The sequence below is a fragment of the Lentzea sokolovensis genome (assembly GCF_033949975.1).
GTDB lineage: Bacteria > Actinomycetota > Actinomycetes > Mycobacteriales > Pseudonocardiaceae > Lentzea > Lentzea sokolovensis.
The window spans coordinates 335,584-359,918 of record NZ_JAXAVU010000013.1; the positions used below are offsets into that span (position 1 = coordinate 335,584).

Here is a 24,335-nt window from a genome sequence, read left to right on the forward strand (position 1 = left end):
TGTGAATCCTTTGCAGGATTCTGCAAAGCGCAGTTCAGCCGCGGTCGAGGGAGTCGAGTCGCTCCTGGATCCGTTGTGCCTCTTCGGTCCGGCCCTGCTGCTGATAGATCTCCAGCGCCTCCTGCCACGCCGCGCGCGCCTCGTCGAACTGGCCGAGCGCGGCGTGCGGAGCGCCGAGTCCGGCCAGGGCCTCCGCGATCGCGTAGTCGTAGATGAGTTCTCGTTGCAGCGCCAGGGATCGGCGGTAGTGGTCCACGGCCTGCGCGTGGTCACCGGCGAGGTGGGCGATGTAGCCGAGGCTGTCCAGCACACCCGCCTCACCGGACGGGTCGTCGTGCGCGCGGTAGAAGGCCAGGGCGGCCTGACAGTGCTCCCGTGCCCGGTCGTGCTCGCCCAGCCGGGCGGCGTACCAGCCGACGCCGTTGAGCGCTCCCGCCTCCCACACCGGGTTGCCGAGCACGCGGCAGAGTTCCAGGGACCGGACGGAGTGCTCCAGCGCCCTCCTGTCGTCTCCCTGCTGCTCGTACGCCCTGGCGAGGGCCGTGTGGGTGTGGGCCTGAGCGGTCACGTCGTGGTGCTGCTCGGCCAGGGCGAGAGCCCGCAGCAGGTGGTCCAGTGCCTGCTCGCGCCGGCCGAGTTCGGCGTGGACGAGGCCGAGCTGGCGATGGCCGAGCACGGTGGCGGCGGGGTCGGGCAGGAGCTCACTCGCGACCAGCGCGGCCTGCCAGGTGCGGACCTGGTCGTGGTGGTGCCCCCGCAGCTGGTGGAACGTGGACAGCGACCACGCCAGCTGCCAGACGGCCTGCCGCCACCCGAGCTCCGCCGCGACGTGCTGGGCGGCCAGCAGACAGAGGTGTTCCGCGTCGAACCAGACCACGGCCGCGGCCGAGTCGGGCAGCGGCTGGGGTGAGCAACCCTGTGCGGGCGGGTCGAGCAGGACGTCCACGCGGTGCGGGTACACGAGGCGATCGGCGGCGTGGGCGGTGTGCAGGTAGAAGCCGATCACCCGTCGCAACGCCGACTCCCGTTGCTGCTCGGCCAGGTCGCGGTGCGCGGCGTCGTCGGCGTAGCGGCGGATCAGGTCGTGCATGCCGTAGCGGCCCAAGGCGTCCTGACTGATCAGCGACGCCTGTTCCAGACCGCGCAGCACGGTCCTGGTCCTGGCTTGGGACAGACCGGTGAGGGACGCGGCGGCGGGCAGGCCGATGCCAGGCCCCGGGGCGATGGCGAGCAATCCGAAGAGCGCTCGTTGCGCGGCGGTCAACGCGTTGTAGGACAACGACAACACGGCGGGCAGGCTCGCGGCGGGGTCGCCTTCGTCGAGCACGTCGAGGAGGCTTTCGCGCAGCTCGGCGGCGAGAGCGGGCAGGGACGAGCCGGGACCGGTGTGGGCGCGCCCCGCGATGATGCTCAACGCCAGCGGATACCCGCCGCACAGTTCCACCAGGTCCTTGACCGCGGCGCGTTCCGCCTCGGCCTGTGCGGTCCCGAGCCTCGCGCCGAGCAGGTCGCGTGACTCGGTGTCGCCGAGGACGTCGAGGACCACGTGCCGGGCGCCGTGCCCGGTGACGAGGCCGGGCAGCCGGTTGCGGCTGGTCACCAGCACGGCGCACGACCCGCCGCCCGGCAGCAGCGGGGTGACGTGGGCGGTGTCGGCGGCGTTGTCGAGCACGAGCAGCATCCGCTTGTCCGCCACGAGACTGCGGAACAACGCCGCCTGAGCGTGCGGCTCGACCGGGATGCGGCCGGGCTCGACCCCGAGGGCGTCGAGGAAACCGCGCACGGCGGACGCGGCGGACAGCACGTCGCCGTCGGCGCTGAAGCCGCGCAGGTCGACGTGCAGCTGGCCGTCGGGGAACCGGTGGGCGTGCCGGTGCGCCCAGTGCAGGGCGAGCCAGGACTTGCCGATGCCGCCAGAACCGACGATGGCCGCGACGGCGGAGGTGTTCAGAGCGGCGTCCAGGGCGGCCAGTTCGTCCTCGCGGCCGACGAACGGCGTGGGTGCCATCAGCAGCTGCCTGGGCACCAACGCTCGCGGGCCCTGGGAGGCACCGGCGGGGACGGAGTCCGAGTTCAGCAGCCGCTGGTGCAGGTCCTGAAGTGCCGCCCCCGGTTCGGTGCCCAGTTCCTCGACCAGGCGCGCCCGGACCCGCCGGTAGACGTCCAGTGCGTCGACGGTGCGGCCGGCCTGGTGCAACGCGAGCATGTACTGCCCCGTCACCCGCTCGTCCAACGGCTGCCGTGCGCTCCGCGCGGACAGCTCGTTCACCAGCTGCCCGCCTTTCCCGAGCCGCAGCACGGCGTCGGCGAGGTCGTGCTCGGCGGCCAGCCGTTCCTGTGCGAGCCGGTCGCGTTCGGCCTCGGCCCACTCGCCTTCCACGCCGGTCAGCGGCTGTCCCCGCCACAGCGCCAGCGCCTCGGTCCACACCCGCACCGCCTGGACGTCATCGCCGCGGGCACGGGCGCACAGGTCGCGGAACCGGTGCAGGTCCGTCACCGGCTCGGCCGTGTCGGCGACCAGGGCGTAGCCGCCGGAACGGCGCACGATGCTGACGCCACCCGCGCCGGCCAGCGCCTGACGCAACCGCGAGATGTAGCTCTGCACCGTCGCCCGTGACCGATGCGCCGCGTCCGCGCCCGAGACCCGCTCGACCAGGCGGTCCATCGGCACGACCCGGCCCGCGTCCACGGCCAGCGCGGCCAGCACGCACCGTTGCTTGGGTGTGCCCAGGTCCACCGGCTGCCCGTCGACCTCCGAGCTGACCTCGCCCAGCAGGCGCACCACCACGGCCACGCGCAACGCCCCTTCGCCCCGTTCCCCCGACCACGACACCACACCCGCCCTGGTCCGCCCTCGATCTTCCTACCAGTCCGACCGGTCACAGATTGCCGGTTCGTGACCTGTTCCGCGTGATCACCCGCATCGACGATGAGCGGCGGCCCGCGAGGGACGGGCTGGTGACGATGGGGGGTGTGCGGCGATGAACCGTGCGAGTGCCGGCTGGAGACGGCTGGCTGTGGGAGTGGTGGTGGTGCTCGGCGCCGCGGCGGTCACTGTGACGTCGCTGCCGAAGTGGGACGCACCCGCACCCGTCGAGCACGTGGACGAGGCACCGGACACGGCCGCCGCGCTGACGGCGGCGCATCGGCAGGGTGAGGCGGTCACCGTCGCGGATCTGACGACGCCGACGCGCGTCGTGGCCGCGCAGCCGGACGGCACGCTGACCGCCGAGATCAACGCCGTGCCGGTGCGGGTGCGCAAGGACGGCAAGTGGGCCGACGCGGACCCCGCACTGGTCGACGGTGCCGGCGGCCTCGTCCCCAAGGCAGCGGGCGTGGACGTGGTGCTGTCCAAGGGCGGCAACGGGCCGTTGCTGACGATCGGCACCCCGAAGCGTTCGGTCGCGCTGACGTGGCCAGGTGAGCTGCCCGCGCCCGTGGTCGAGGGCGCGACCGCGACCTACCGCGACGTGCTTCCCGGCGTTGACCTGGTGTTGAGGACACAGGCCAGCGGGGTGACCCATCACGTGGTGGTCAAGGACGCCAAGGCGAAGCCGCAGAGCATCCGGTTCGGACTGACGCACGACGGCTTGACGGTGCGTGCCACGCGGGAGGGCGGTCTGGAGGCCGTGGACGGCGAGGGCGAGGTCGTGCTCGGCACGCCGCCGACGATCATGTGGGATGCCGCCGGCAAGCAGGCGAAGGTCGGGCTGGCGGTCGACGCGACCTCGCTGACGCTCCTACCGGATCAGGAACTGCTGACCACCGGCCAGTACCCGGTCACCATCGACCCGGACTGGTGGACCAACGACCGCAAGGACTGGACGAAGGTCTTCAGCGGCAAGCCGGACAGCATTCACTGGTACGGCGGCAACGACGTGGACACGTGGGCGAAGGTCGGTACCTGCAACGGCTGGGACTTCTGCGGCGGCGTCAACGTCGCGCGCTCGTACTTCCAGTTCAACACGGACTTCCTGCGCGGCAAACGGATCATCAGCGCGGACTTCAACGCGACGGTCGTCTACGGGCCCAGTTGCAACACCCGCGACCACGAGCTGTGGATCGCGAACGACACCTTCGGGTCGGGCACGAGCTGGAACAACGCACCAGGCGGCACGTACGTCGACACCAGCCCGGCCGGTGCGAACTACGAGGGCTGCGCGGGCTACAAGCCGGTCGGCTTCAGCGTCGGCCAGTTCATCAACCCGAACGGCTGGTCCGCCTACTTCATCAAGGCCGCCAACGAGGGTGACAAGTACGCGTGGCGCAAGTACGACGCGGCGGGCACGAAGATCGTCGTCAACTACAACACCCGGCCGAACCCGCCGGTGGAGCTCGTCACCGACCCACCGCTCACGGCGTGCAGGTGGTGCGGCGGCGTGCCGTACGTCGGTGACGACTTCATCCGGCTCAAGGGCAAGCTGACCGACGCGGAGAACGACCAGCTGACGGCGGTGTGGGACGTCTACGGCGGAGTGAAGACGCACGTCGAAGGCCCGACGATGCGGTCGGGCAACGTCTTCAGCACGACCGTCGACCTGCGCGACCGGCACGACCAGAACGTCACGTGGACGCTGTGGGGCCGTGACCCCGCCAACGACGGTGGTGACTGGAAGAACGGACCGGGCTTCAAGGTCGACCGGATCGGGATCGACAAGGCACCGAACGTCACCGGCGTGCTGTACCAGGAGGACAACCGGTGGCACGGTGGCGCGGGGGTGCCGGGCCGGTTCACCTTCGACGCGGCCGGAGTGTCCGATGTGGACCACTACCTGTACGGCTGGAACGACCCGCCGTCGACGAAGGTCGACGCGGACGCGTTGGGTGGCAAGGCGGTGCTGGACATCGCTCCGCCCGGTGACGGTCCTCGCGACCTGTACGTGCAGAGCGTGGACCGTGCCGGGCACCGCAGCCCGACCAAGAAGGTCCACATCTACGTGCGTGCCGGAAACGGTCCGCTGGCGCAGTGGTCGTTCGACGGCAACGCGCGGGACAGCGCGTTCCTCGGCGATCGGCACGCGACGCTGACCGGTGGCGCGAGCTACACCGCCTCCGGCGCGGTCGGTTCGGCGCTCCAACTCGACGGCGGCACCGGGTACGCCTCCGCGCCGAACACCGTGCGCACCGACACGAGCTTGTCGGTGTCGGTGTGGGCGAAGGTCGACAACGGCACCGGTTCGCGGGCGATCGTGAGCCAGGACGGCAACCGCTTCGCGGGCTTCACCCTGTGGTACCGGCCGGACGACGGCGGCCGCTGGGTGTTCGCGATGGTCAACCCGGACGCCTCCGACAAGTGGGCTGACACCGCGTGGTCGGCCACCACCGCACAACTCGGGGTGTGGACGCACCTGACGGCCGTGTACGACGCACCCGCGAACGAACTGCGGCTCTACGTCAACGGTGTGCTGTCGGACACGCAGAAGCGGCTCGTCGCCCCGGTCAACTCGACCGGTGAGCTCCGCGTCGGGCGCACGCAGTGGGACTCGAACCCGGGCCTGGACCACCTCGCCGGCGCGGTCGACGAGCTGAAGGTCTACGACCGGATCCTGTCCGAGTCCGAGATCCGCTCGGTGGTGAGCCGGGACTCGGTGCAGGTCGGCCACTGGAAGTTCGACGACGGCGAGGGGGCGACCGCGGCGAACGCGGTGGCGGGTGGCACCGCGGGTGTGCTGCAGGGCAAGGCGAAGTTCGTCGGGGACGGCGCGGTCGGCGGCGCGGTGAAGTTCGAGGACACCACCGGCCACGTGACCACCGGGCAACCCGCTGTGCGCACCGACCAGAGCTTCACGGTGTCCGCGTGGGTGCGTCAGGAGCAGGAGCTGGCGCCGGGACACCCGTCCGGTGCCGTCACCCAGGAGGGCTCGGTGATGAGCGCGTTCTACCTGGGTTACCGCCAGCGCATGGACGGCGGCGGGAACTGGGAGTTCGTGCTGCCCACCGAGGACGCGAAGGACAAGCCGGCGGAGGGGGTGTGGAGCACCTCGCGGGCGAAGATCGGCGATTGGACGCACCTCACCGGTGTCTACGACGCGCAGGCGCGGCAGATCCGCCTGTACGTCAACGGTGAGCTGGAGGCGACCGCATCGCGCACCAAGGGTTTCAACGCCACCGGGCCGTTGATGATCGGGCGCGGCAAGTGGCACGGCGACACAGGTTTCGAATGGCGCGGCTCACTCGACGAGGTCCGCGTGTTCAGCCGAGCCGTGGCGCCGGAGGAGGTGCGCGGCATCGTCTCCCGCGACAGCGTGGCGGCGGGCAGCTGGAGGTTCGACGGCAACCTGCAGGACTCCTCCGCGCTTGCACGGCACGGCACGCCGGTCGGCGCGACCGCGTACGTCGGCGGCCAGTCGAGCATGCCCGACCCGAACGACCTCGCTCTGCGGCTCGACGGCGCCTCCGCCGTGTCCACCCCGCACGCCGTGGACCTCGACCGCAGTTTCGCGGTCGCGGCTTGGGCGCGGGCCGACGAGAACAAGGGCCTGACCACCGTGGTGTCCCAGGACGGCGCGAACGTCAGCGGCTTCAAGGTGCGAGCCCGCGAGGACGGCAAGTGGGGCTTCGTGATGTTCGCCAAGGACGGCACGGACAGCGCGCGTGACGAGGCCGTCGGCGGGGCGGTCCAAATCGGACAGTGGACGCACCTCGTGGCGGTGTACGACGCGAGTGCGAAGCAGGTCCTGTTGTACGTCAACGGTGTGCTGGCCTCATCGGTCCCGCACGCGCACACCTGGAACGCCGCCGGCGGGGTGCAGATCGGCCGGGCGAAGTGGGGTGCGCCGGTCGAGTACTTCAAGGGCTCGATCGACGACGTCAGCGTGTACTCCAGGGCGTTGTTCGCCGCGGAGATCCAGGCGATGGCCGGCCGGGACCTGACACTGGCGCACAACTACCCGTTCGACGAGGGCAGCGGCCGCAACGCCGCCGACGCGGCCGGTTCGCGGCCGGTGACGCTGGCCGGTGACGCGGCGTTCGCACCCGGCCGGGTCGGCAACGGCGTCACCTTCGCGGGCACGGGCTCCGCGACGGCCTCAGGTGTGGACGTGCGGCTCGACCAGGCGTTCACCGTGTCGGCGTGGGTGCGGCTCGGTGAGAAGACGTGCGACGCGCGGGTCTGCCGGATGGATGCCGTCACCGTGGACGGGCCGACCGCCAGCAAGTTCCGCCTCGGGCACGTGATCGACGACGACAACAGCCAGCTCGGGGCGTGGACGTTCGAGATGCCCGAGCAGGACAACGGGCGGGTCACCAAGGCAGCGGTGTCCACGCTCCCGTCCGAGACGGACCAGTGGACGTTCCTGGTGGGCGTCTACGACCCGACGAGCAAGAAGATGTGGTTGTACGTCAACGGAACCAGGGTGGGCGACGGCACGCTCGGCACCGCGTGGCAGGCCACCGGCGCACTCGCGATCGGCCGGGGCAAGGAGGGCGGCACCGCGGCCGCGCAGTGGAAGGGCGGCGTCGATGACGTCCGGCTCTACACCGGTCAGCTCGACAAGGACCGCATCACGGGCCTCTACCGGTCCTACCCGGCGCAGCAGGGTGCCACGACGCTGCCCGTCGCGGACGCGGGGCACTGGAAGCTCAACGACAACGGCGACGACGCCAGTGGACGGGACCAGCGGATCACCTTCCAGGGCGGTACCGGCTGGGGTGGTGGCATGGCCAGCGCGGCCGCGACGTTCGACGGCACCACCGGCTACGGCGGGACTTCCGCGGGCGTGGTCGACACCGGCCAGAGCTTCTCGGTGTCGGCGTGGGCGTTCCTGACCGACACCGGCTCGGGCAACCGGACCGTCCTCGCACAGGACGCGGCGCGCCAAAGCGCGTTCTCGCTTGCCTACCACGGCGTTTCGAAGAAGTGGGCCGTGCTCGCAACGGGCGCGGACACCGACAACGCGGCGGTCGCGGTGCTCACCTCGGGCGAGGCCGCGACACCGTTCGAGTGGACCCACCTCACGCTGTCCTACGACGCGAACCTCAAGCAGGTCCGGCTCTACGTCAACGGCCTGCTGTCCGGTGCGCAGACCGGGATCACCGTGCTGCCGTCGTCCGGTCCGCTCACGTTCGGCCGGGCGAAGGTGAACGGCGCCAACGCGGCGTTCCACCGGGGAAGCATCGACGACCCGAGGGTGTACTCGAAGGCGGTCAGCGACGGGGAGGCACGCCGGATCCACGACGACATGCCAGACCGCGACCTGGCGTTCTACCGGTTCGACGACGGCGCGGCGAAGGACATCACCTGGCGCAAGGCCACCGCGTCGCTCAGCACCGGTACCGGCTTCGGCGCCGGCGTGAGCGGCAAGGCCCTTCAGCTCGACGGTGTCGCGGGCACCGCAGTCACCCCGTCCGGACTGTCGATGAGGGACAGCTTCACGGTGGCCGCGTGGGCGAAGCTCGACCGCACCGACCGGGTGGCCACGATCGCCTCGCAGGACGGTGACCGCAACAGCGGTTTCGTGTTGCAGTACCGGCCTGACCTGCAGCGGTGGGTGTTCGGCGCGGCCGCGTCGGACACCGACAACGCACAGTTGACCTACGTGGCCTCGTCGGTGCCGCCCAAGGCGGGGGAGTGGACGCACGTCAACGGCGTCTACGACTACGCGGCCAGGCAGTTGCGCCTGTACCTCAACGGTGAACTGGCCGGCACGCGCAACAACGTGGTGCTGTGGCAGGCGACCGGGAACGTGGTGCTCGGCCGGGAGAAGGTGAACGGCAGCCCGTCCGGCTTCTTCACAGGCGCAGTGGACGAGGTGCGTTATGGCGCCGGTGTGCCGGCGGACCAGGCCGTTGCCGAGCGCGGGCGTTGGGCGGCCTCGGGGCAGGGCCGCCTCGGCCGCTTCGTCAACGCCTCCGGTGACCGGTTCACGGGCAACACCTCCGCGGTGGTCGAGGGCTACCACCTGGAACGCGCGCTCGGCCTGCCCGCGGTGGAAGGCCCGAACACGAGCACGGCCTACGCGTGCCGTTCAGGAGCGGACACCTTCACCTCGCTCGACGCGGCGTGCGAAGGCGCCACGAAGATCGGCGACGTCGGCCTGGTCTACACCCGGCAGCCGGCGAACATCCCGACGATTCCGCTCTACCGGTGCCGTGCGGGGACGGACAGGTTCGACTCGCGCGACTCCACCTGCGGCGGCAGCACCGTCGACGGCGTGCTCGGCCACTCGGTCGCCTACGCCGACTTCGGGCGGTACCTGCTCTGGTACTACGAGCACGCCAGCCTCACCGACGGCCCCGCGCCCGGCTACGTCGCGGAAGGACGCCACGGCCTGCTGGCGCTGACCGCACAACCGGGCACTCGGCCGTTGTACAGCTGCCGCAACGGCTCCTACGACCAGTTCGTCTCCACCGACGCGGCGTGCGAGGGCAAGACGGTGCTGAGCACGCTCGGGTCGATCTGGACGGAGGCCCCGGAAGGACTGGAGAGCCGTGCGCTGTACCGCTGCACGCTGCCCGGCGGCGACGGCGACGGCATGGTCTCGAACGCCGAGAACTGCGAGGGCCACCCGGCCGAGCGTCTCGGCTACGCGCTCACCGCGGCACCCGGTGTGACGGCGGTGTTCGAATGAACAGGGGGAACATGAGACGGCTGTTGGCAAGAACACTGACCGTTGTCCTGACGTCGTCGGTGCTGACCACCTCATTCGCCACCACGGCACTGGCAGCGGGACCGTCGGTGCCGCTGCCCGGCACCTCGTCGACGCCGGTGAGCGAGCAGCGGATGGGCTCACGGGCGCCGGACCAGGCCAGCACCGGCGCGCTGTCCGGTGACCAACCGGGAGGCACTGCCCCGGAAGGCGGCGGCGACCCGGCCGCCACACCGTTGTCGCCGTCCGCGAACTGGGACGTCTCCGCACACACCGGTGACTTCGGCTGGACCTACCCGTTGCGCGTGCCGCCTTCACCCGGCGGTCACGATCCCGAGCTGGCCCTGGCCTACTCGTCGTCCAGTGTGGACGGACGAACGAGCGCGACGAACAACCAGGCCTCGTGGGCGGGCGACGGCTGGGAGCTGTCCGCGGGGTTCGTGGAACGGCGTTACGGCGGCTGCGCGGACGACAAGGCCGGTGGTACGACGCCACCGAAGGAGTCGGGTGACCTGTGCTGGCGCAGTGACAACGCCGTCGCGGCCTTCCAGCGCGGTGGCGGCCAGCTGATCCGCGACGACGCCACCGGGCAGTGGCGTGCGGAGAGCGACAACGGCTCCCGGATCGAGCGGCTCACAGGTGCCGCCAACGGCGACAACGACGGTGAGCACTGGCGGATCACGATGCCGGACGGGACCCAGTACCTGTTCGGGTCGCGGCCGGAGGCGGGCTCCGCGTGGACGGTGCCGGTGTTCGGGGATGACACGGGGGAGCCCTGTCACGGTGACTCGTTCGGTGCGTCGATGTGCACGCAGGTGTGGCGGTGGAACCTGGACAAGGTGATCGACCGGCACGGCAACGAGATCCTCTACAACTACACGCCCGAGACGAACTCCTACGGCGCCAACAACAAGGATGCCGCGGTGTCCTACGTGCGCGGCGGCACGCTGAAGTCGGTGGACTACGGGCTGCGCGACGGCCAGCCGCAGGCCACTGGCCGGGTGGAGTTCACCGCGGCCGACCGGTGCGTGCCCGGTAGCGACTGCAAGCCGGAGAAGAAGGACAACTGGCCGGACGTGCCGTGGGACGCCAAGTGTGACACCACCACGTGCAAGGACAAGCACGCGCCGACGTTCTGGACCACCAAGCGGCTGGACTCCGTCACCACGAAGGTGTGGAACGGCTCGTCGTTCAGCGACGCCGACCGGTGGACGCTGGAACAGGCGTACCCGGCGCCGGGTGACGGTGAGAAGGCCGCGTTGTGGCTCAAGGGCATCACGCACACCGGTCTCGCGGGCGCACCCGCCCCGTTGCCGCAGGTGACCTTCGAGGGCACCAAGATGCCCAACCGGGTCAACTCCTCCGACGGTGTCGGGCCGCTGATCCGTTATCGCGTCACCGGCATCGTGTCGGAGAGCGGTGGCGTCACGTCGATCAACTACGAGCCGCCGAACTGCGCGGCCGGTTCGTCGATGCCGGCGAATCCCGAGTCGAACACGCTGCGCTGCTACCCGGCGAAGTGGGCGAAGAAGGACTTCTCCGAACGCACCGACTACTTCCACAAGTACGTCGTGCGGGAGGTCGTGCAGTCCGACCGCATCTCGTCGAGTCCCGAGCACGTCACCGGCTACGCGTATCTCGACGGCGCGGCCTGGGCGTACGACGACTCCGAGTTCACCAAGGACGCGAACCGCACCTGGAACGAGTTCCGCGGGTTCGGGAAGGTCGAGATCCGGCAGGGCAAGACCGGTGATCCGAGCGGCCCGGTGACGCTCACCGAGAAACGCTTCCACCGCGGCATGCACGGTGACAAGCAGCCGGCAGGCACCCGCGCGGTCAAGGTCGTCGACTCGGAGGGGACCGAGCGCACGGACGAGAAGTGGTTGCGGGGACTGGAATTCGAGTCCCAGGTGCGCAACGGTGCCGCGGTGGTGGAGAAGACGATCTCCACGCCGGTCGTCCGAGGCCCGACCGCCTCCCGTGGCAGCTATCAGGCGTACATCGTGCGTCCCGGCACGGAGGCCGTGCACACGGCGATCGAGGCGGGCACGCGAGTTACGCGCGTCGAGACGACCTACGACGATCGGGGTCTGCCGGTCTCGACGAACGACCTCGGTGACGTCTCCAAAGATTCCGACGACCGGTGTGTGCGCATCACCTATGGGCGCAACACCGACCGTTGGCTGCTGGTCGCGGTAGCCCGCACCGAAACGGTCGCGGTGGCGTGCACCGCGACCCCGGTGTTCCCGCGCGACGCGATCGGCGACACGCGGAACGCGTTCGACGGCAAGGGTTTCGGTGAAGTTCCGGTCGCGGGCGACGTGACCAGGACCGAGGTGCTGAAGGAACGGCCGGCGACCGGACCGGTGTACGCGCCGGGCGGGACCGCGGCACACGACGCGTACGGCCGTCAGACCAGTGCGTCCGACCCACTCGGCCGCACGACGACGACCCGGTACGTCCCGGCGACCGGGCCGGCGAAGGAGGTGGTCTCCACGAACCCGCTGGGCCACCAGACGACTACGTCCTACGAGCCGTTCTTCGGGCAGCCGACGACGGTCGTGGACGCCAACGGCCGCAAGACGGAGACGACCTACGACGCGCTGGGCCGCAAGACCGAGGTCTGGCTGCCCAACCGGGCGAAGGCGGACGGCGTGCGCGGCAACGCGTACTTCTCCTACGCCTACCGCAAGGACGCGCCCACGGTCGTGACCAGCACGACCATCGGCCCTAACGGCAGGTACACCAGTGGTAACGAGCTCTACGACGGTCTGCTGCGGTTGCGTCAGGTGCAGTCACCGGCACCCGGCGGCGGCAGGCTGGTCATGGACACCCGTTACGACTCGCAGGGACGCACGTACAAGACGACCATGCCGTACTTCAACGACGGCGCGGTCGACGACAAGTTGTGGCTCGCCGCGGACACCGACCTGCCGATGCACACGGTGCACGAGTTCGACGGCGCCGGTCGTCAGATCGCCACGATCACCAAGGCCGGAGCCGCGGAGAAGTGGCGCACCACAACGGCGTTTGGCGGTGACCGCACGCACGTGACGCCGCCCCAGGGCGGTACCGCCATGACGACGGTCGTGGATGCGCGCGGGCAGAAGGTGGAGCTGCGCCAGCACCACGGTGCCGTGACCGGTTCCTACGACAGCACGAAGTACACGTACACGGCCTCTGGTCAGCTCGCCTCGGTGGTCGATCCGGCGGGCAGCACCTGGCGGTTCGGCTACGACCTGCGCGGACGCAAGGTGTCGGAGGAGCACCCGGACCGCGGCCCGAGTGCGGCGGTCTACGACGACGCCGGCCGGTTGGTGTCCACGACGGACGCCAGGAACGTGACCCTGACGTCGTCCTACGACGATCTGGGGCGCAAGACCAAGCTCGCCAGCGGCGCCACGACGTTGTCGGAGTGGTCCTACGACACCGCTTCGTTCGGAAAGGGGCAGCCGGCCACTGAGGTGCGGTACGTCAACGGCAACGCCTACAAGACGCAGATCCTCGGCTACAACGCGTTGTACAAGCCGCTTGGCCGTACCGTCACCATTCCGGCGACGGAGCAGACACTGGCCGGCACCTACACCACGAACGCGCGCTTCAACGTGGACGGCAGCGTGTCGGGCACCACGTTCCCGGCGATCGGCGATCTGGCAGCCGAACCCGTCACCCACGAGTACGACGATCTGGGCAAGCCGACCAGGACGTACGCGGGTATGAACGGGAACACCGAGGAACTGGTGTCGAGCACCGAATACACCCGCTACGGCGAACTCGCTCGCACACAACTGGGCACCACCGGCAAGCGCGTGTGGCTGTCGCGCTACTACGACACGAACACCCGCAGGCTCGAACGCACCATCGTCGATGCCGAGGTGCCGAACCCGAAGCAGAGCGACGCCACCTACACCTACGACCCGTCCGGCAACGTCAAGTCCGTTGTGGACGGAGACGACGCGCAGTGCTTCCGGATGGATCACCTCCAGCGAATCACCGAGGCGTGGACACCGGGCAACGGGTGTGCGGCGGATCCGGGCACCGCTAGCCTGTCCGGCCCCGCGCCGTACTGGCACTCCTACGTCTACGACAAGGCGGGCAACCGGCTCACCGAGACCCAGCACGCGGCAGCGGGCGACACCGTGCGCACCGCGACGCTGCCCGCACCAGGCGGCTCACACCAGCTGCGTTCGGTGGAGACGAAGTCCCCGTCCGCCACGACGACGCAGACGTTCTCCTACGACGCCACCGGCAACATGACGGTGCGCGACGGCCAGAAGTTCGACTGGGACGCCGAAGGCCGGATCGCCAGGGTGACCGAGGGCGACAAGGTCACCGAGTACGTGCACGACGCAGGTGGTGACCGGCTGATCCGCCGTGACCCGACCGGCGTCACGCTGTACCTCGACGGCCAGGAACTGCGCCTGGACCGGGCGACCGGCAAGCTGACGGCCACCCGCTTCTACCAGCACGGTGCGGCCGTGGTGGCGGTCCGGGTCGCGGGCGGGCTGACCTGGCTCGCGAACGACCACCAGGCCACGGCGCAGATCTCCGTGCGCAGCGGTGACCTGGCGGTGGAGCGGCGCAGGCAGCTGCCCTTCGGCGGCCCGCGCGGCGCGGCCGGTGCGTTCCCCGGTGAAAAGGGGTTCGTCGGCGGTACGAACGACGCGTCGACCGGGCTGGTGCAGCTCGGCGCCCGTGCCTACGACCCGGCGCTGGGCCGGTTCGTCTCGGTCGACCCGATCATGGATCCGGAAGACCCGCAGCAGATGCACGGCTACACCTACGCGAACAACAGCCCGCTCACCAAGTCCGACCCGAGCGGCCTGTTCTGGGGGGAGCTCTTCGACACCCTCGGGGACAAGCTCGGCGAGGCGTTCGACTTCCTCAAGGAGAACAAGTCCTGGCTCGCGGTGGGCATAGGCATCATCTCGATGGTGCCCGGCATCGGCACAGGCGTGGGCGTCGCGCTGTTCGTCGCGAGCACCGCGCTGGGTGCGTGGGACACCGCCGAGGCGGTGGGCAAGGGCGACACGACCCAGGCAGGCCTCGGTGCGCTCGGGTTGATCGGTGGCGGCCTCGGGCAGGCGTTCAAACTGGCCACCAAGGGCGTCAGGGCCGCGGCGTCGGTGGACGTGAAGAACACGGTCGGCTTCATCAACGACAGCCTGGGCGTCAGCAGCGGTGCCACCGCGGCGGCGATCGCCGACCGGCAGGAGGAGAAGGAGCGGCTGGCGAAGCTGCCGGACGTGGAAAGGGCGAGGCTCAGGGCTCAGCTCGGCTGGACGAAGATGGGGCCGGCACCTGCCAAACCGCTGCCGCCGTACAAGCCGCCGACGGACTGGGGCTGTCAGACCGACTCAGCCGGTCCGGCCAAGTGCTCGACGGTGGACTCCGTCCGGGCGGAGTCCGGCAGGTGCAAGAACATCTTCGGGGCGGGCTGTCAGGGCATGGCGAAGAAGCGGCCGCCGGTCAACCTCGGGCCGCACAAGGCCAAGCACCGCGGGACGAAGTACTACGACCGCCGCGGTAACGAGGTCGGCGGCGCGCGCAGCATGCCGAAGGACGGCAAGTACCAGACCAGCGACGGCTTCTGGCACCCGGCAGGAGGTGGCCGGGCCTACTTCTGAGTCGAGCGGCTGTTCGGGGGATCACCTTCTGGTGGTCCCCCGAACCTTTGGCGCGCTCGGCGACCCGCTGCGCGCCCTGCTCACCAGCTCCGCGAGCGATCAGTCTTGATGCCGTGCTGCGGTCAGGGGCGAGGATCTCCCCGGCGCGCGAACGCCGTGATGATTCCATTTTTCGTGGAATTCGTGCTTATTGATCGTGCGGTGCTTTGTCGGGCCTGAGGTGGCAATGAGGGAGTGTCGGCGTGTCCACAAAATGTCAACTAATTGGACGGAAGATCCGCGATCCCCAGTGCTGATGGGCATCTCTGGGGTAACGACTCGCCGATTCATAGGGCCGTAGCGGCATTACCCAGTCGAGTGAAATACACTCGGTGGATACCGGGTCGCCGCCTAGGTGACGTTATGCAGGACTGACGTGTTCCGTTTCCATGTGATAAGGGATCGGGTCAGCAATCTGTTCCCGCAACGACCACGCTTCGCTCACAAGACCCCGGGACGATAAGGAGGTAGGGGCGGGTGGGACGGAGCAGAGCGCTGCTCATCGGTGTGGGTGATTTCGCGACCTTGGTGCCGGAGGGGGAGGAACCAGGGCTCGGACAGGGGTTGTGGCCCCGGCTCGACTTCGCGGACGAGGTCACATCGGCAGTCGAGGCCGCGCTGGAGCGTCTTGACTACGAGATCACGACTCTGCGCAACCCCGACCGTCCCAAGCTCGTCAGCGCGATCACCAAAGATCTCGATGACGACAACGAGTGCCTGTTCGTTCATGTTGTGTCCCACGGCGACATCGACGAAGACGACGACAGCCGGTTGGACGTCATTCCCGCGTGCGGCCGTACTGGTCTCGGCACGAACGTCAGTGAGTGGGTGTCCACGGCCCAGGCACGGGGAGGGACTCCCGTGTTGTTCATGCTGGACCTGTGCCGATCAGGTCGTGCCGCACGTCTTCCGTGGCTCGCGGCGAAAGCGGGCAACAACGCGAAGGCCTGGGTGATCGCGAGCGCGGGCCCGGACGAGGACGCGTTCGACGGGCGGTTCAGCCGCTCGGTCGCCACGGTGCTGAGCCAGCTCGCGGTGGACGGCCTGGGCACGGATCCCAGCCGGCCCTTCGTCTCCTTCCAGACGGTCGCCAGGCGGATCGCCGAGCAGGTGGAGGTGATGCCCGGGTTCCCGCAGCGCGTGCACGCGACTCCGATCGATCCCGCGCAGCCGGTCCCGGAGTTGCCGTTCTTCCCGAATCCGCTGTACGCCGACAACCCGCAACGTCGTGCACGGCAGGCGATCGAGGCACCGTTGCGCGGGTTCCTGGACGAGCTCGACGACGTGTTCGACCCCGAGCACTTCCTCAGTCGCGTGGGTACCCACTTCACCGGCAGGCGTCGCCAGTTGAGGGAGCTCACGCTGTGGATGGACGGTGGCGCACCGACATCCGGGCTTCGCGTCGTGACCGGCAGTCCCGGGGTCGGGAAGTCCGCGTTGCTCGGGATGCTCGTGTGCGCGGCGCATCCTGTGCTGGCCGACGCGGTGCCGCACATCAGAGGACGGCTCGAAGCCGCGGCCCAGCCGTCGCGCAACCACTATCTGGGCGCCGTGCACGCTCGGCAGCGAACGTGCGACGAGATCGTCGCATCGCTGGGCCGCCAATTCGGGCTCGTCGAACCGTTCGCGGGCTGGTCTTCGCGAAGGCTGATCCGAGAACTGTCGGAGCTGCCGGTCACTCCGGTGATCGTCGTCGACGCCGTGGACGAGGCACTCGATCCCGTTCGGGTCGTCACCGATCTGCTGATTCCGCTTGCGACCGCTGAACAACTGGACGGTGGACCGGTCTGCCGCCTGCTCGTCGGCCTGCGGCCGTGGGACGAGTTCGCCTTGCTCCGGAACATGGCCGCGGCTTCTCGCGAACTTCTCGACCTGGACAAGGTCGGTGCGTCCGAGTTCCGAAAGGACGTCAAGGAATACGTTGCGACGAAGCTCGCCGATCTTGAGAACTACGCCCTGGCCGGCCAGCGGGCTGTCCGGGAGCAGTTGGCTCGGACCATCGCCGGCCAGCTGGTCCCGGAGAGCAAGCTGCCCGCGGAGTGGGGCGCCTTCCTCGTGGCTGGCTTGTTCGCGGAGTATCTGGACAGCCGTGCGGCGGCCACGACCAAAGAGTCCGCGAGACGCCTCGGAGAGGTCGTGCCGCGGAGCCTTCCCGGAGTTCTCGAACTCGAACTCGGCGCCAGGCCAGACCGGACGCGGCTCCGCGCGACCTTGGCCGTGCTGGCGCACGCGAAGGGCGACGGCATGCCGATCGAGGTGTTGGAACTCCTGCTCGAGGAGTCCTCCGGTCGGCAAGAGGAGGACGTGCGCGAGCTGCTGCACGCTGGACGTTTCTACCTGCGCACCACGGTGGAGCGGGACGGGACGACGCTCTACCGGTTGGTGCACCAGAGTCTCGCCGACTACCTCAGACTGCATCCCGTCGTGGAGTCCGCGGCCGCATCGCCGACCGCAACCGCTGTGTGGATCCTCGACGTACTGCTCGAAGCGGTCCGAGGTGGCAGGTGGAAGCGCTGGACCGCTGCGCCTCCCTACGTCATGAGGCACGCCGTGCACCACGCGATCGACGCCGGTTGCGTGGACGAGCTGCTCACCAACCTCGAGTTCCTGGTGCATGCCACCCCGGCCGCGCTGCGCCCAGAACTGCACCACGCGAGCACCCTTGACGCTGTGGAGATCGCGAAGGTCTACGAGGCGGCGACAGATTCTCGCTGGCAGCCGGACCAGATCGACCACGACATGCGACGGTGGGTGCTCGGACTTGAAGCCGCGCGGCTGGTCAGCCACGAGCTGGGCCGGCGCTTCGCTCGCGTGGGCGTGACCGAGGGCTGGCAGCCGCGGTGGTTCAGGTCCTCAGGCCTTCCGGACGGGCGCTGGATCACCGCCTTGGCGTGCGCCGAGCGCGATGGAGAACCTGTGGTGCTCTCAAGCGGCAGCGACGGCTCAGTCGAGCTGCGGCACCTCGTTTCCGGTGCGCCTGTGAGCTCCTGGCCGGCCGCTCAGGCGGGCCACGTGTCAGCCGTCGCGACCATCGATCTCGACGTCGGGCCGGCCGCGGTCACGGGCGGAGCCGACGGCGTGCTGCGCATCCACGACCTCGCCACGGGCGAGGCTCTCGGCGAGATTCCCGCGCGCAGCGGTTGGATCAACGCCATCGCCTGCGTCCGGCTGGGCAAGCAGCCGATCGCGGCGGTGTGCGCCGATGACGCGGTTCGGCTTTGGAACCTGCGTACTCGCAAGCAGCACGGCAAGGTCTCTCCCAGCCACCGATGGGGCCGGGCCATCGCCTGCGCGACCGACGCCAAGCGACGCCCGATCGCGGTCACGGTCGGCAACGATCACGCCGTCCGGGTGTGGAGCATGAAGAACGGCTCGTTGATCTGCCCGCCGGCTCGTGCTCATTGCGACCGGGTGTACGCGGTGGCTTGCCATCAGGTCAGAGGCCGTCAGGTCGCGGTGACCGGGGGCGACGACGACAGGGTGCTCATGAGCGACATGGTCACCGGCGAGACCGTCGGCACGCCGATGTCGGGACACACTCGTCTGATCTCCTCGCTCGTCTGCACCGAGATCGCAGGACGGCCGGTCGCGATCAGCGGCAGCTTCGACAGGACCATCCGGGTCTGGGATCTGCTGACCGCTTCCTGCCGGAACACCTACGTCATGCCCAAGGAAGTGCACGCGCTCGCGATCGCGCCGGATGGAGGCCTCATCGTGGCCTCCGGGAAGGATCTCATCGTGTTCGACTGGTTCGAGGGAGACGTCGCGTGACGACGATCGTCGGTGTTCACGGCGTCGGCAACTACCGGCCTGGAGAGACTCCGGAGCAGGCCGCCCGTTCTCTCTCAACGGTGTGGAGCGCACGCCTCGCCCGGCACGAACTGGGACTCCGCGCGGTCGAGATCGCTTACTACGCGGACGTCCTGCGGGCGCAAGGGCGGCAAGGTTCGGACGACCTCAGCACGTTGCCGGACCAAGCCGAGCAACTGGTACGCCTCTGGCTGAACGAACTCGGCCTTCCCCCAGGCACCGGCCAAGGCTGGGGGACCTGGCCGATTCGGCAGGCCCTCGCCTGGATCGCGGAGCAGCGCAAACTCTCTGCGCGGCTGCTCGAGCTGTTCGTCGCCACGTTCTTCCGTGAGGTGGCCGCCTATCTCAGGGAACCCGCGATGCGAGAGCACGCCCGAGCTCGTGTCGTCCGGAGCCTGACCGCTCGTCGTCCTTCTGTCGTGATTGGACACTCGCTGGGTTCGGTCGTGGCCTACGAAGCGCTCTGGGCGTGTCCGGAGGTGCCTGTCGATCTTTTCGTGACCCTGGGCTCGCCGTTGGCGCTTCCTCACGCCGTGTTCCATCGGCTGGACCCCGCGCCGCTCGATGAACGCGGAGCCAAACCGCCGGGCGTTGCGCGGTGGATCAACCTCGCTGATCCCGGAGATCTTGTCGCGTTGCCGGCCGGGGGCATCTCCCGCAGGTTCGACGACGTGGACGGGGACGAGCACGATGTCGTGCACGCCTTCGACTTCCACCTGGTGAGCAACTACCTGAAGTGCAAGAAGCTCGGCGACGAGCTGAGGTCGGTCGGCGCGCCGCCGGACGCCCTCACGGCTGAGCCCGGCGAACGTTTCTGAGATCGGCTGTGAGGCGAGTCGGCGGTGCTCGCTCTTGCGCGAGGTGGTCCGGAAGGTTCCGCCTCCCGTCGGCAGACGGGGTCCACTGTGGAATGTGCTGCCCGACAGAGCTGCTTTCGGAGGATCGGGAATCTGTCCGATCCCGTTACGCGCTCGTGCGACGAGGGGTGACGTTTTTCCTATAGCTCAACGTCGGCGTCACGCCCTGCTGCTCCGCTACGCCGGCCCTCTCCGAGTCTGCGGGTGTGGAAAGCGGTGCTGGGGAACGCGCGTGCGGAGGTGAGACGAGCGTCGATCGCAGTTGGTCCCTCCCCCCGGATCATGGGGCGCTGAAGGGTGCATTAATCTTTCCCGCGTCGACGATCATGTCGGTCGTTGTTCGCTTCCGCTCAAGCCGTCCCGTGTCGCGGGCCCGCTTGGCTGAGGCGGGAAGCTCGAAGCGATGCGTTGCAGCGCAACACTCCGAGTCGCCTTTGCGGAAGCAATAGTCCACAGTAGACTTAAGGAGAGTGTGCGGTGTCGTATGTCCACATCGGAGGCGAGCAGGGCAGTGACGGCGGGGGCGGCGGGACGAAATAGGTCTGTCTGCTCCGCGTGCTGACGGCTGAGGTGCCGCCGCTGATGAGGTTGGTCCTGTCACCTCAGATCGAGTCGTAGACCAACGCGTCGCCCGCCTTCGATGTTGCGTGTGACCAAGGTTGTTTCGATCTGCCCGTTGGTGTTCGGCTCGCTGGTCAGCGTGAAGTCGTCCACGCCTTTGACGAGGCCGATGGTTTCGAAGCACGCGTCGTAGCCCTTGGGCAAGACGATGGTGTTTCGTGCGAGGTGGACGAGTATCGGGAACTTCTGCACGAACTCTTCGCAGCTCTCTCCTCGCGCGAACGGGAGGCACCGCGCCGGCCAGTCGATTTCGGCCACCAGTCCGATGGTCTCGCCACGTCGGGCGGGCTGACCGAGGTGGACGAGGATTTGGACGCGGTTGCGCGCCATCCACGTCGGTGTCACGTCAGGACGTGTGCCGCCGTTCGGATGTTCCGAGTGTCTCCGCACTCTGATCCGGACCCTGCGCCGGAAGCGCTCTGGCCAGCCGTCCCAGTTCGGGCCGTCCCAGATGCTGAAGAAGTCGAGCAGGTCGCACTCGACGACCGCTGCGCATGTGATCACCAGATGCGCGTCCCCGTTGGGCGCGATGGTGGTGACACAGGTCCAGTTCGTGATCGTCCAGGCGTGTTGGTAACGCTCCTTGAGTTCGTCGCAGTAATGCCGGATGAGGCGGCGGTCCCGGTCTGACCGCCGCCTCCACTCGGTGCGGTTGGCCACCAGCAAGATGAAGAGGCCGAGGACTCCGAGGACCACGGCGATGACAGCCGCGGCCTTGACGGTCGGGGAACCGAACACCACGCTGAGAACGCCGCCGAAGGCCAAGACGCCCAGGATGCTCTCGATGAGGCCGACCACGCCGGTGTAGAAGATGTGATCGTGCAGTAGCTCGGTAAGAGACGCGATCATCGATGACGGCTTGACGGCAGGGCGACGTCGCACGGCTCGGGCTGAGTTCGAGCCGAACATCACGGACCGCATGCTGACCCCCTGCGGGGATCGACCCGCTCTGATGAGGAGCGTAAGTCCCGCCCTCGCAAGCACGATCAGGTTCACGCGAACGGTCACTGCCGTGTTGGTCCGGTGCGGTGAACTGTGCCGGCAACTCGCCTGGTTTGCGTAACATCGACCGTCTGATCCTGCTGTTCGCAGGTGAACCGAGGCCGGTGCGACCGTACGGCTCAGTGCCCTGCCTTCTGGATGCCGCCTGTCGGACCAGTTTCCGCCTTCAACAGGAATAGGACACCGTAGTGGTCATCGTGCATCTCGGTGTCGCATTCACTTGAACGGAGGAGTTCGTCTGCAGCGGTCAGGCGCTGTGGCCGATGGTCCTCGGCGGGACCTTGCCCGGAGGGTTCTTGGTGGACGCCGCTGTGGACTGGCGGAGGCACCGACGCGCTGCGGACACGGACGACTGAGCGAGGTGAGGGGCACGCGTGCGGTGTGCCCTTTGCCCTCCGTCGGCAGGCGAACCCGTGCTGAGCACGACACACGCCGAGGCGCGCCCGGCAACCGCCGGACGCGCCTTCGGAGAACCGAGTCACATGATGATGTTGTTGGCGTACATCCAGATGGTGCCGTCCGGCTTGCGTCCCACCAGGTCCGTGAACGAGTCGCCGGTGATGCTGTGGTTGACGTCCGGCTTCTCGCCGCCGCCACCGCCGTCGCCGACGCCCACGGGGGAGATGTAGCCGTCGATGGCACCGCGTTAGCGGCGGAGTCTGTTGCGCGGCAACGGATCGACGTCGTCGCCGCAGAGTGTGCCCATGTCGGCGAGCGACGGGGCGGGGGTTCGTTGTCAGAAAGTGGCCAATTGCCTCCGGATCGAAGTTCAACTCATTCGGGTGACGGGCCGACGACGACAGAACGGCCGTTGCGGCGAGGAGCCGCAACGGCCGAATCGTGGGTTGTTCTGTCAGCAGGCGGTGGAGCGGGTCTGCCCCTGTTGCAGGTGGCGCGGCCGGCCATCGGCGGCGTTCGCACCGAGCCGGACCAGTTCGCTGGGAGGCACCGGGAGCGCGGGCTGCCAGCAGGTGACCGAACACCTCTTCGCGCATCGCGTAGATGTCGCTGCCGTTGGTCAGCAGCGCGACCGCGACACCGGCCTCCGGCGCCACCCGGAGCAACGAACGCTGTCCACACGTCCGCCCACCGAAGCAGGCACACCGGTCGCCACGTTGAGCACGCCCGCCGCCACTCAGTCGCTCTCCCCGTCGACCAGCACGGCCAACTGCGCACCGGGCACGCCGTGCCGCCGGATCAGGTCGGGTAGAGCAGCGTCCATCCAGGCGGCTGCGGATTTCACGCGGCTCACTCGTCCCCAGGCCGGTAGGTCCCAGCTGCCTCGGCCTTTCTCGTCATCCGTCCTTCGACGACACGCCTGCTACCGCCTGCCAGGCCTTCAAGTCCTTGGACGACCACGTGAGTGCCGTTGCGGCAGCCAAGGCCAGGGTCGCGTGAACCTGCGCGGCGGCCAGGTTCGAGACCTGTCCAGACTCACCTGCCTCCACGTCGGCGGCCGTGGCCGAATCGAGGAGCCGCTCGGCAGCTGCGTAGTGCTCGGGACCGTTCATGTGGCCACTTTAAGTCAGAACACGAACACATAGCGGCACAACCACGCTCTCTCAAGTGCGGCACCACGCTTGTGCAACTGACGCATGCAACTGGCGCATGCAACCGTGGTTCTGCCACGCTCTGCGCCGGAAAGGTCCTTCTCGTCCTCAATCATGACGAGTCACGGATAGACGACGGACAGCTCAACACTCACCCGCGCGTGAGCGGTTGACAACCGCTCGGACATCACAATAGTGTAATTCTCCTAGAGAATTTCGTCCTGGGGGGATGACTCTATGTTAGAGGCGCTTGGGCTGAGTGAGACTTCCGAGTTGGTGTATCTGGCGTTGCTGGATTGCACGGGCGGAGACTGTCACCATCTCGCCGACCATCTCGATCTCACGGAACGCGAAGTGTGTGACGCGTTGGACGAATTGACGAGAATGGCGCTGCTGCAGGCCGGTGGCAACAATCGGCATCAGCCGCGGCTGGTCGACCCCGAGGTCGGTATGGCGGCGTTGATCGCCCGGCAGCAGGCCGAGATCGCGCGCCGGCAACAGAAAATCGAAGAGAGCAAACTCGCGCTCGCCTGGGTGCTCTCACAACATTCTGAATCCCGTACCAAATCGGCTGAACCCGGCGTCGAGCACTTGATCGGACCGGCAGCGATCCGGCGACGGCTTCGCGAGACAGCGGCTTCCTGTGAATGGGAGGCGTGCTCGTTCATGCCGGGCGGCGCGGAGTTCGAGGAGAGCCTGCCGGTCGATCAGTTCCTGGATTCCGGCGCCATCGACCGGGGTGTGCGCCTGCGGACGATCTACCTCGACAGCATCCGCAACCATCCGTCCGCGATCGAGTACGCCCATCGGCTCTCCGAGCTCGGCAGCGAGGTCCGCACCGCGCCGTCGTTGCCACTGCGGATGTTCATCGTCGATCGGCGAATCGCCCTGGTGCAGGTCAACACCGACGACGATGACGAATCGGCGGTTGTCGTCTCGATCGGCGGCGTCGCCAGTGCGCTGTACACCCTGTTCGAGTCGGTGTGGCGGACCTCGGCACCGCTCGGACTGCCCCGGCCACGTGATGCGGACGGCCTGACCGGCCAGGGCAGGGAGGCGCTCAAGCTGCTGGGCAAGGGGTGCACCGACGAGATGATCGCGCGTCGGTTGGGCGTCTCGGTGCGCACGGCCCGCCGCGTCGCGTCGGAGTTGCTCGCGCGCTTGGACGCACGGAGCCGGTTCCAGGCGGGCGCACGGGCCGTGGCACGAGGATGGGTCGACATCGATGACCTGGACTAGCGG

At 68.7% G+C, this 24,335-nt stretch carries 9 protein-coding genes; 5 read left to right on the forward strand and 4 right to left on the reverse strand.

What is annotated here, in order from left to right; genetic code table 11:
- Window positions 1–34: 34 nt before the first annotated feature.
- A complete protein-coding gene (locus tag SK854_RS32780) occupies window positions 35–2,833 on the reverse strand; it encodes an AfsR/SARP family transcriptional regulator (protein WP_319979002.1) in 2,799 nt (932 codons plus the stop codon).
- A 148-nt stretch (window positions 2,834–2,981) separates the two neighbouring features.
- Between SK854_RS32780 and SK854_RS32785 the strand changes: the two genes are divergently transcribed.
- From SK854_RS32785 to SK854_RS32800, 4 genes are all read left to right on the forward strand, one after another.
- Window positions 2,982–9,569, forward strand: a complete 6,588-nt coding sequence (locus SK854_RS32785) for a LamG domain-containing protein (RefSeq protein ID WP_319979003.1) — start codon at window positions 2,982–2,984, stop codon at window positions 9,567–9,569.
- A 23-nt stretch (window positions 9,570–9,592) separates the two neighbouring features.
- Window positions 9,593–15,214, forward strand: coding sequence for an RHS repeat-associated core domain-containing protein (locus SK854_RS32790; protein WP_319979004.1), 5,622 nt, complete (start codon window positions 9,593–9,595; stop codon window positions 15,212–15,214).
- Between the two features lie 516 nt (window positions 15,215–15,730).
- Window positions 15,731–19,024, forward strand: coding sequence for a hypothetical protein (locus tag SK854_RS32795; RefSeq protein ID WP_319979005.1), 3,294 nt, complete (start codon window positions 15,731–15,733; stop codon window positions 19,022–19,024).
- Window positions 19,021–19,881, forward strand: coding sequence for a ferredoxin reductase domain-containing protein (locus tag SK854_RS32800; protein WP_319979006.1), 861 nt, complete (start codon window positions 19,021–19,023; stop codon window positions 19,879–19,881). The genes SK854_RS32795 and SK854_RS32800 overlap by 4 nt, the downstream gene beginning before the upstream one ends.
- 636 nt (window positions 19,882–20,517) lie before the next feature.
- On the opposite strand, the gene SK854_RS32805 is transcribed toward SK854_RS32800, so the two are convergent.
- The 3 genes from SK854_RS32805 to SK854_RS32815 all read right to left on the reverse strand — a co-directional run bounded on the left by SK854_RS32805 (window position 20,518) and on the right by SK854_RS32815 (window position 23,054).
- On the reverse strand, window positions 20,518–21,453 hold the full coding sequence (locus SK854_RS32805) for a hypothetical protein (protein WP_319979007.1): 936 nt from the start codon (window positions 21,451–21,453) through the stop codon (window positions 20,518–20,520).
- Between the two features lie 568 nt (window positions 21,454–22,021).
- Complete coding sequence (locus SK854_RS32810; protein ID WP_319979008.1) at window positions 22,022–22,159, reverse strand: hypothetical protein; 138 nt, start codon at window positions 22,157–22,159, stop codon at window positions 22,022–22,024.
- 679 nt (window positions 22,160–22,838) lie between these two features.
- Window positions 22,839–23,054: a hypothetical protein gene (locus SK854_RS32815; RefSeq protein WP_319979009.1), complete on the reverse strand. Its 216-nt coding sequence runs from the start codon at window positions 23,052–23,054 to the stop codon at window positions 22,839–22,841.
- A gap of 312 nt (window positions 23,055–23,366) precedes the next feature.
- Here SK854_RS32815 and SK854_RS32820 point away from each other — a divergent pair, with 312 nt between their 5' ends.
- Entirely contained in the window at window positions 23,367–24,332 is a 966-nt protein-coding gene (locus SK854_RS32820; RefSeq protein WP_406601856.1) for a hypothetical protein, read from the forward strand.
- Window positions 24,333–24,335: the final 3 nt, after the last annotated feature.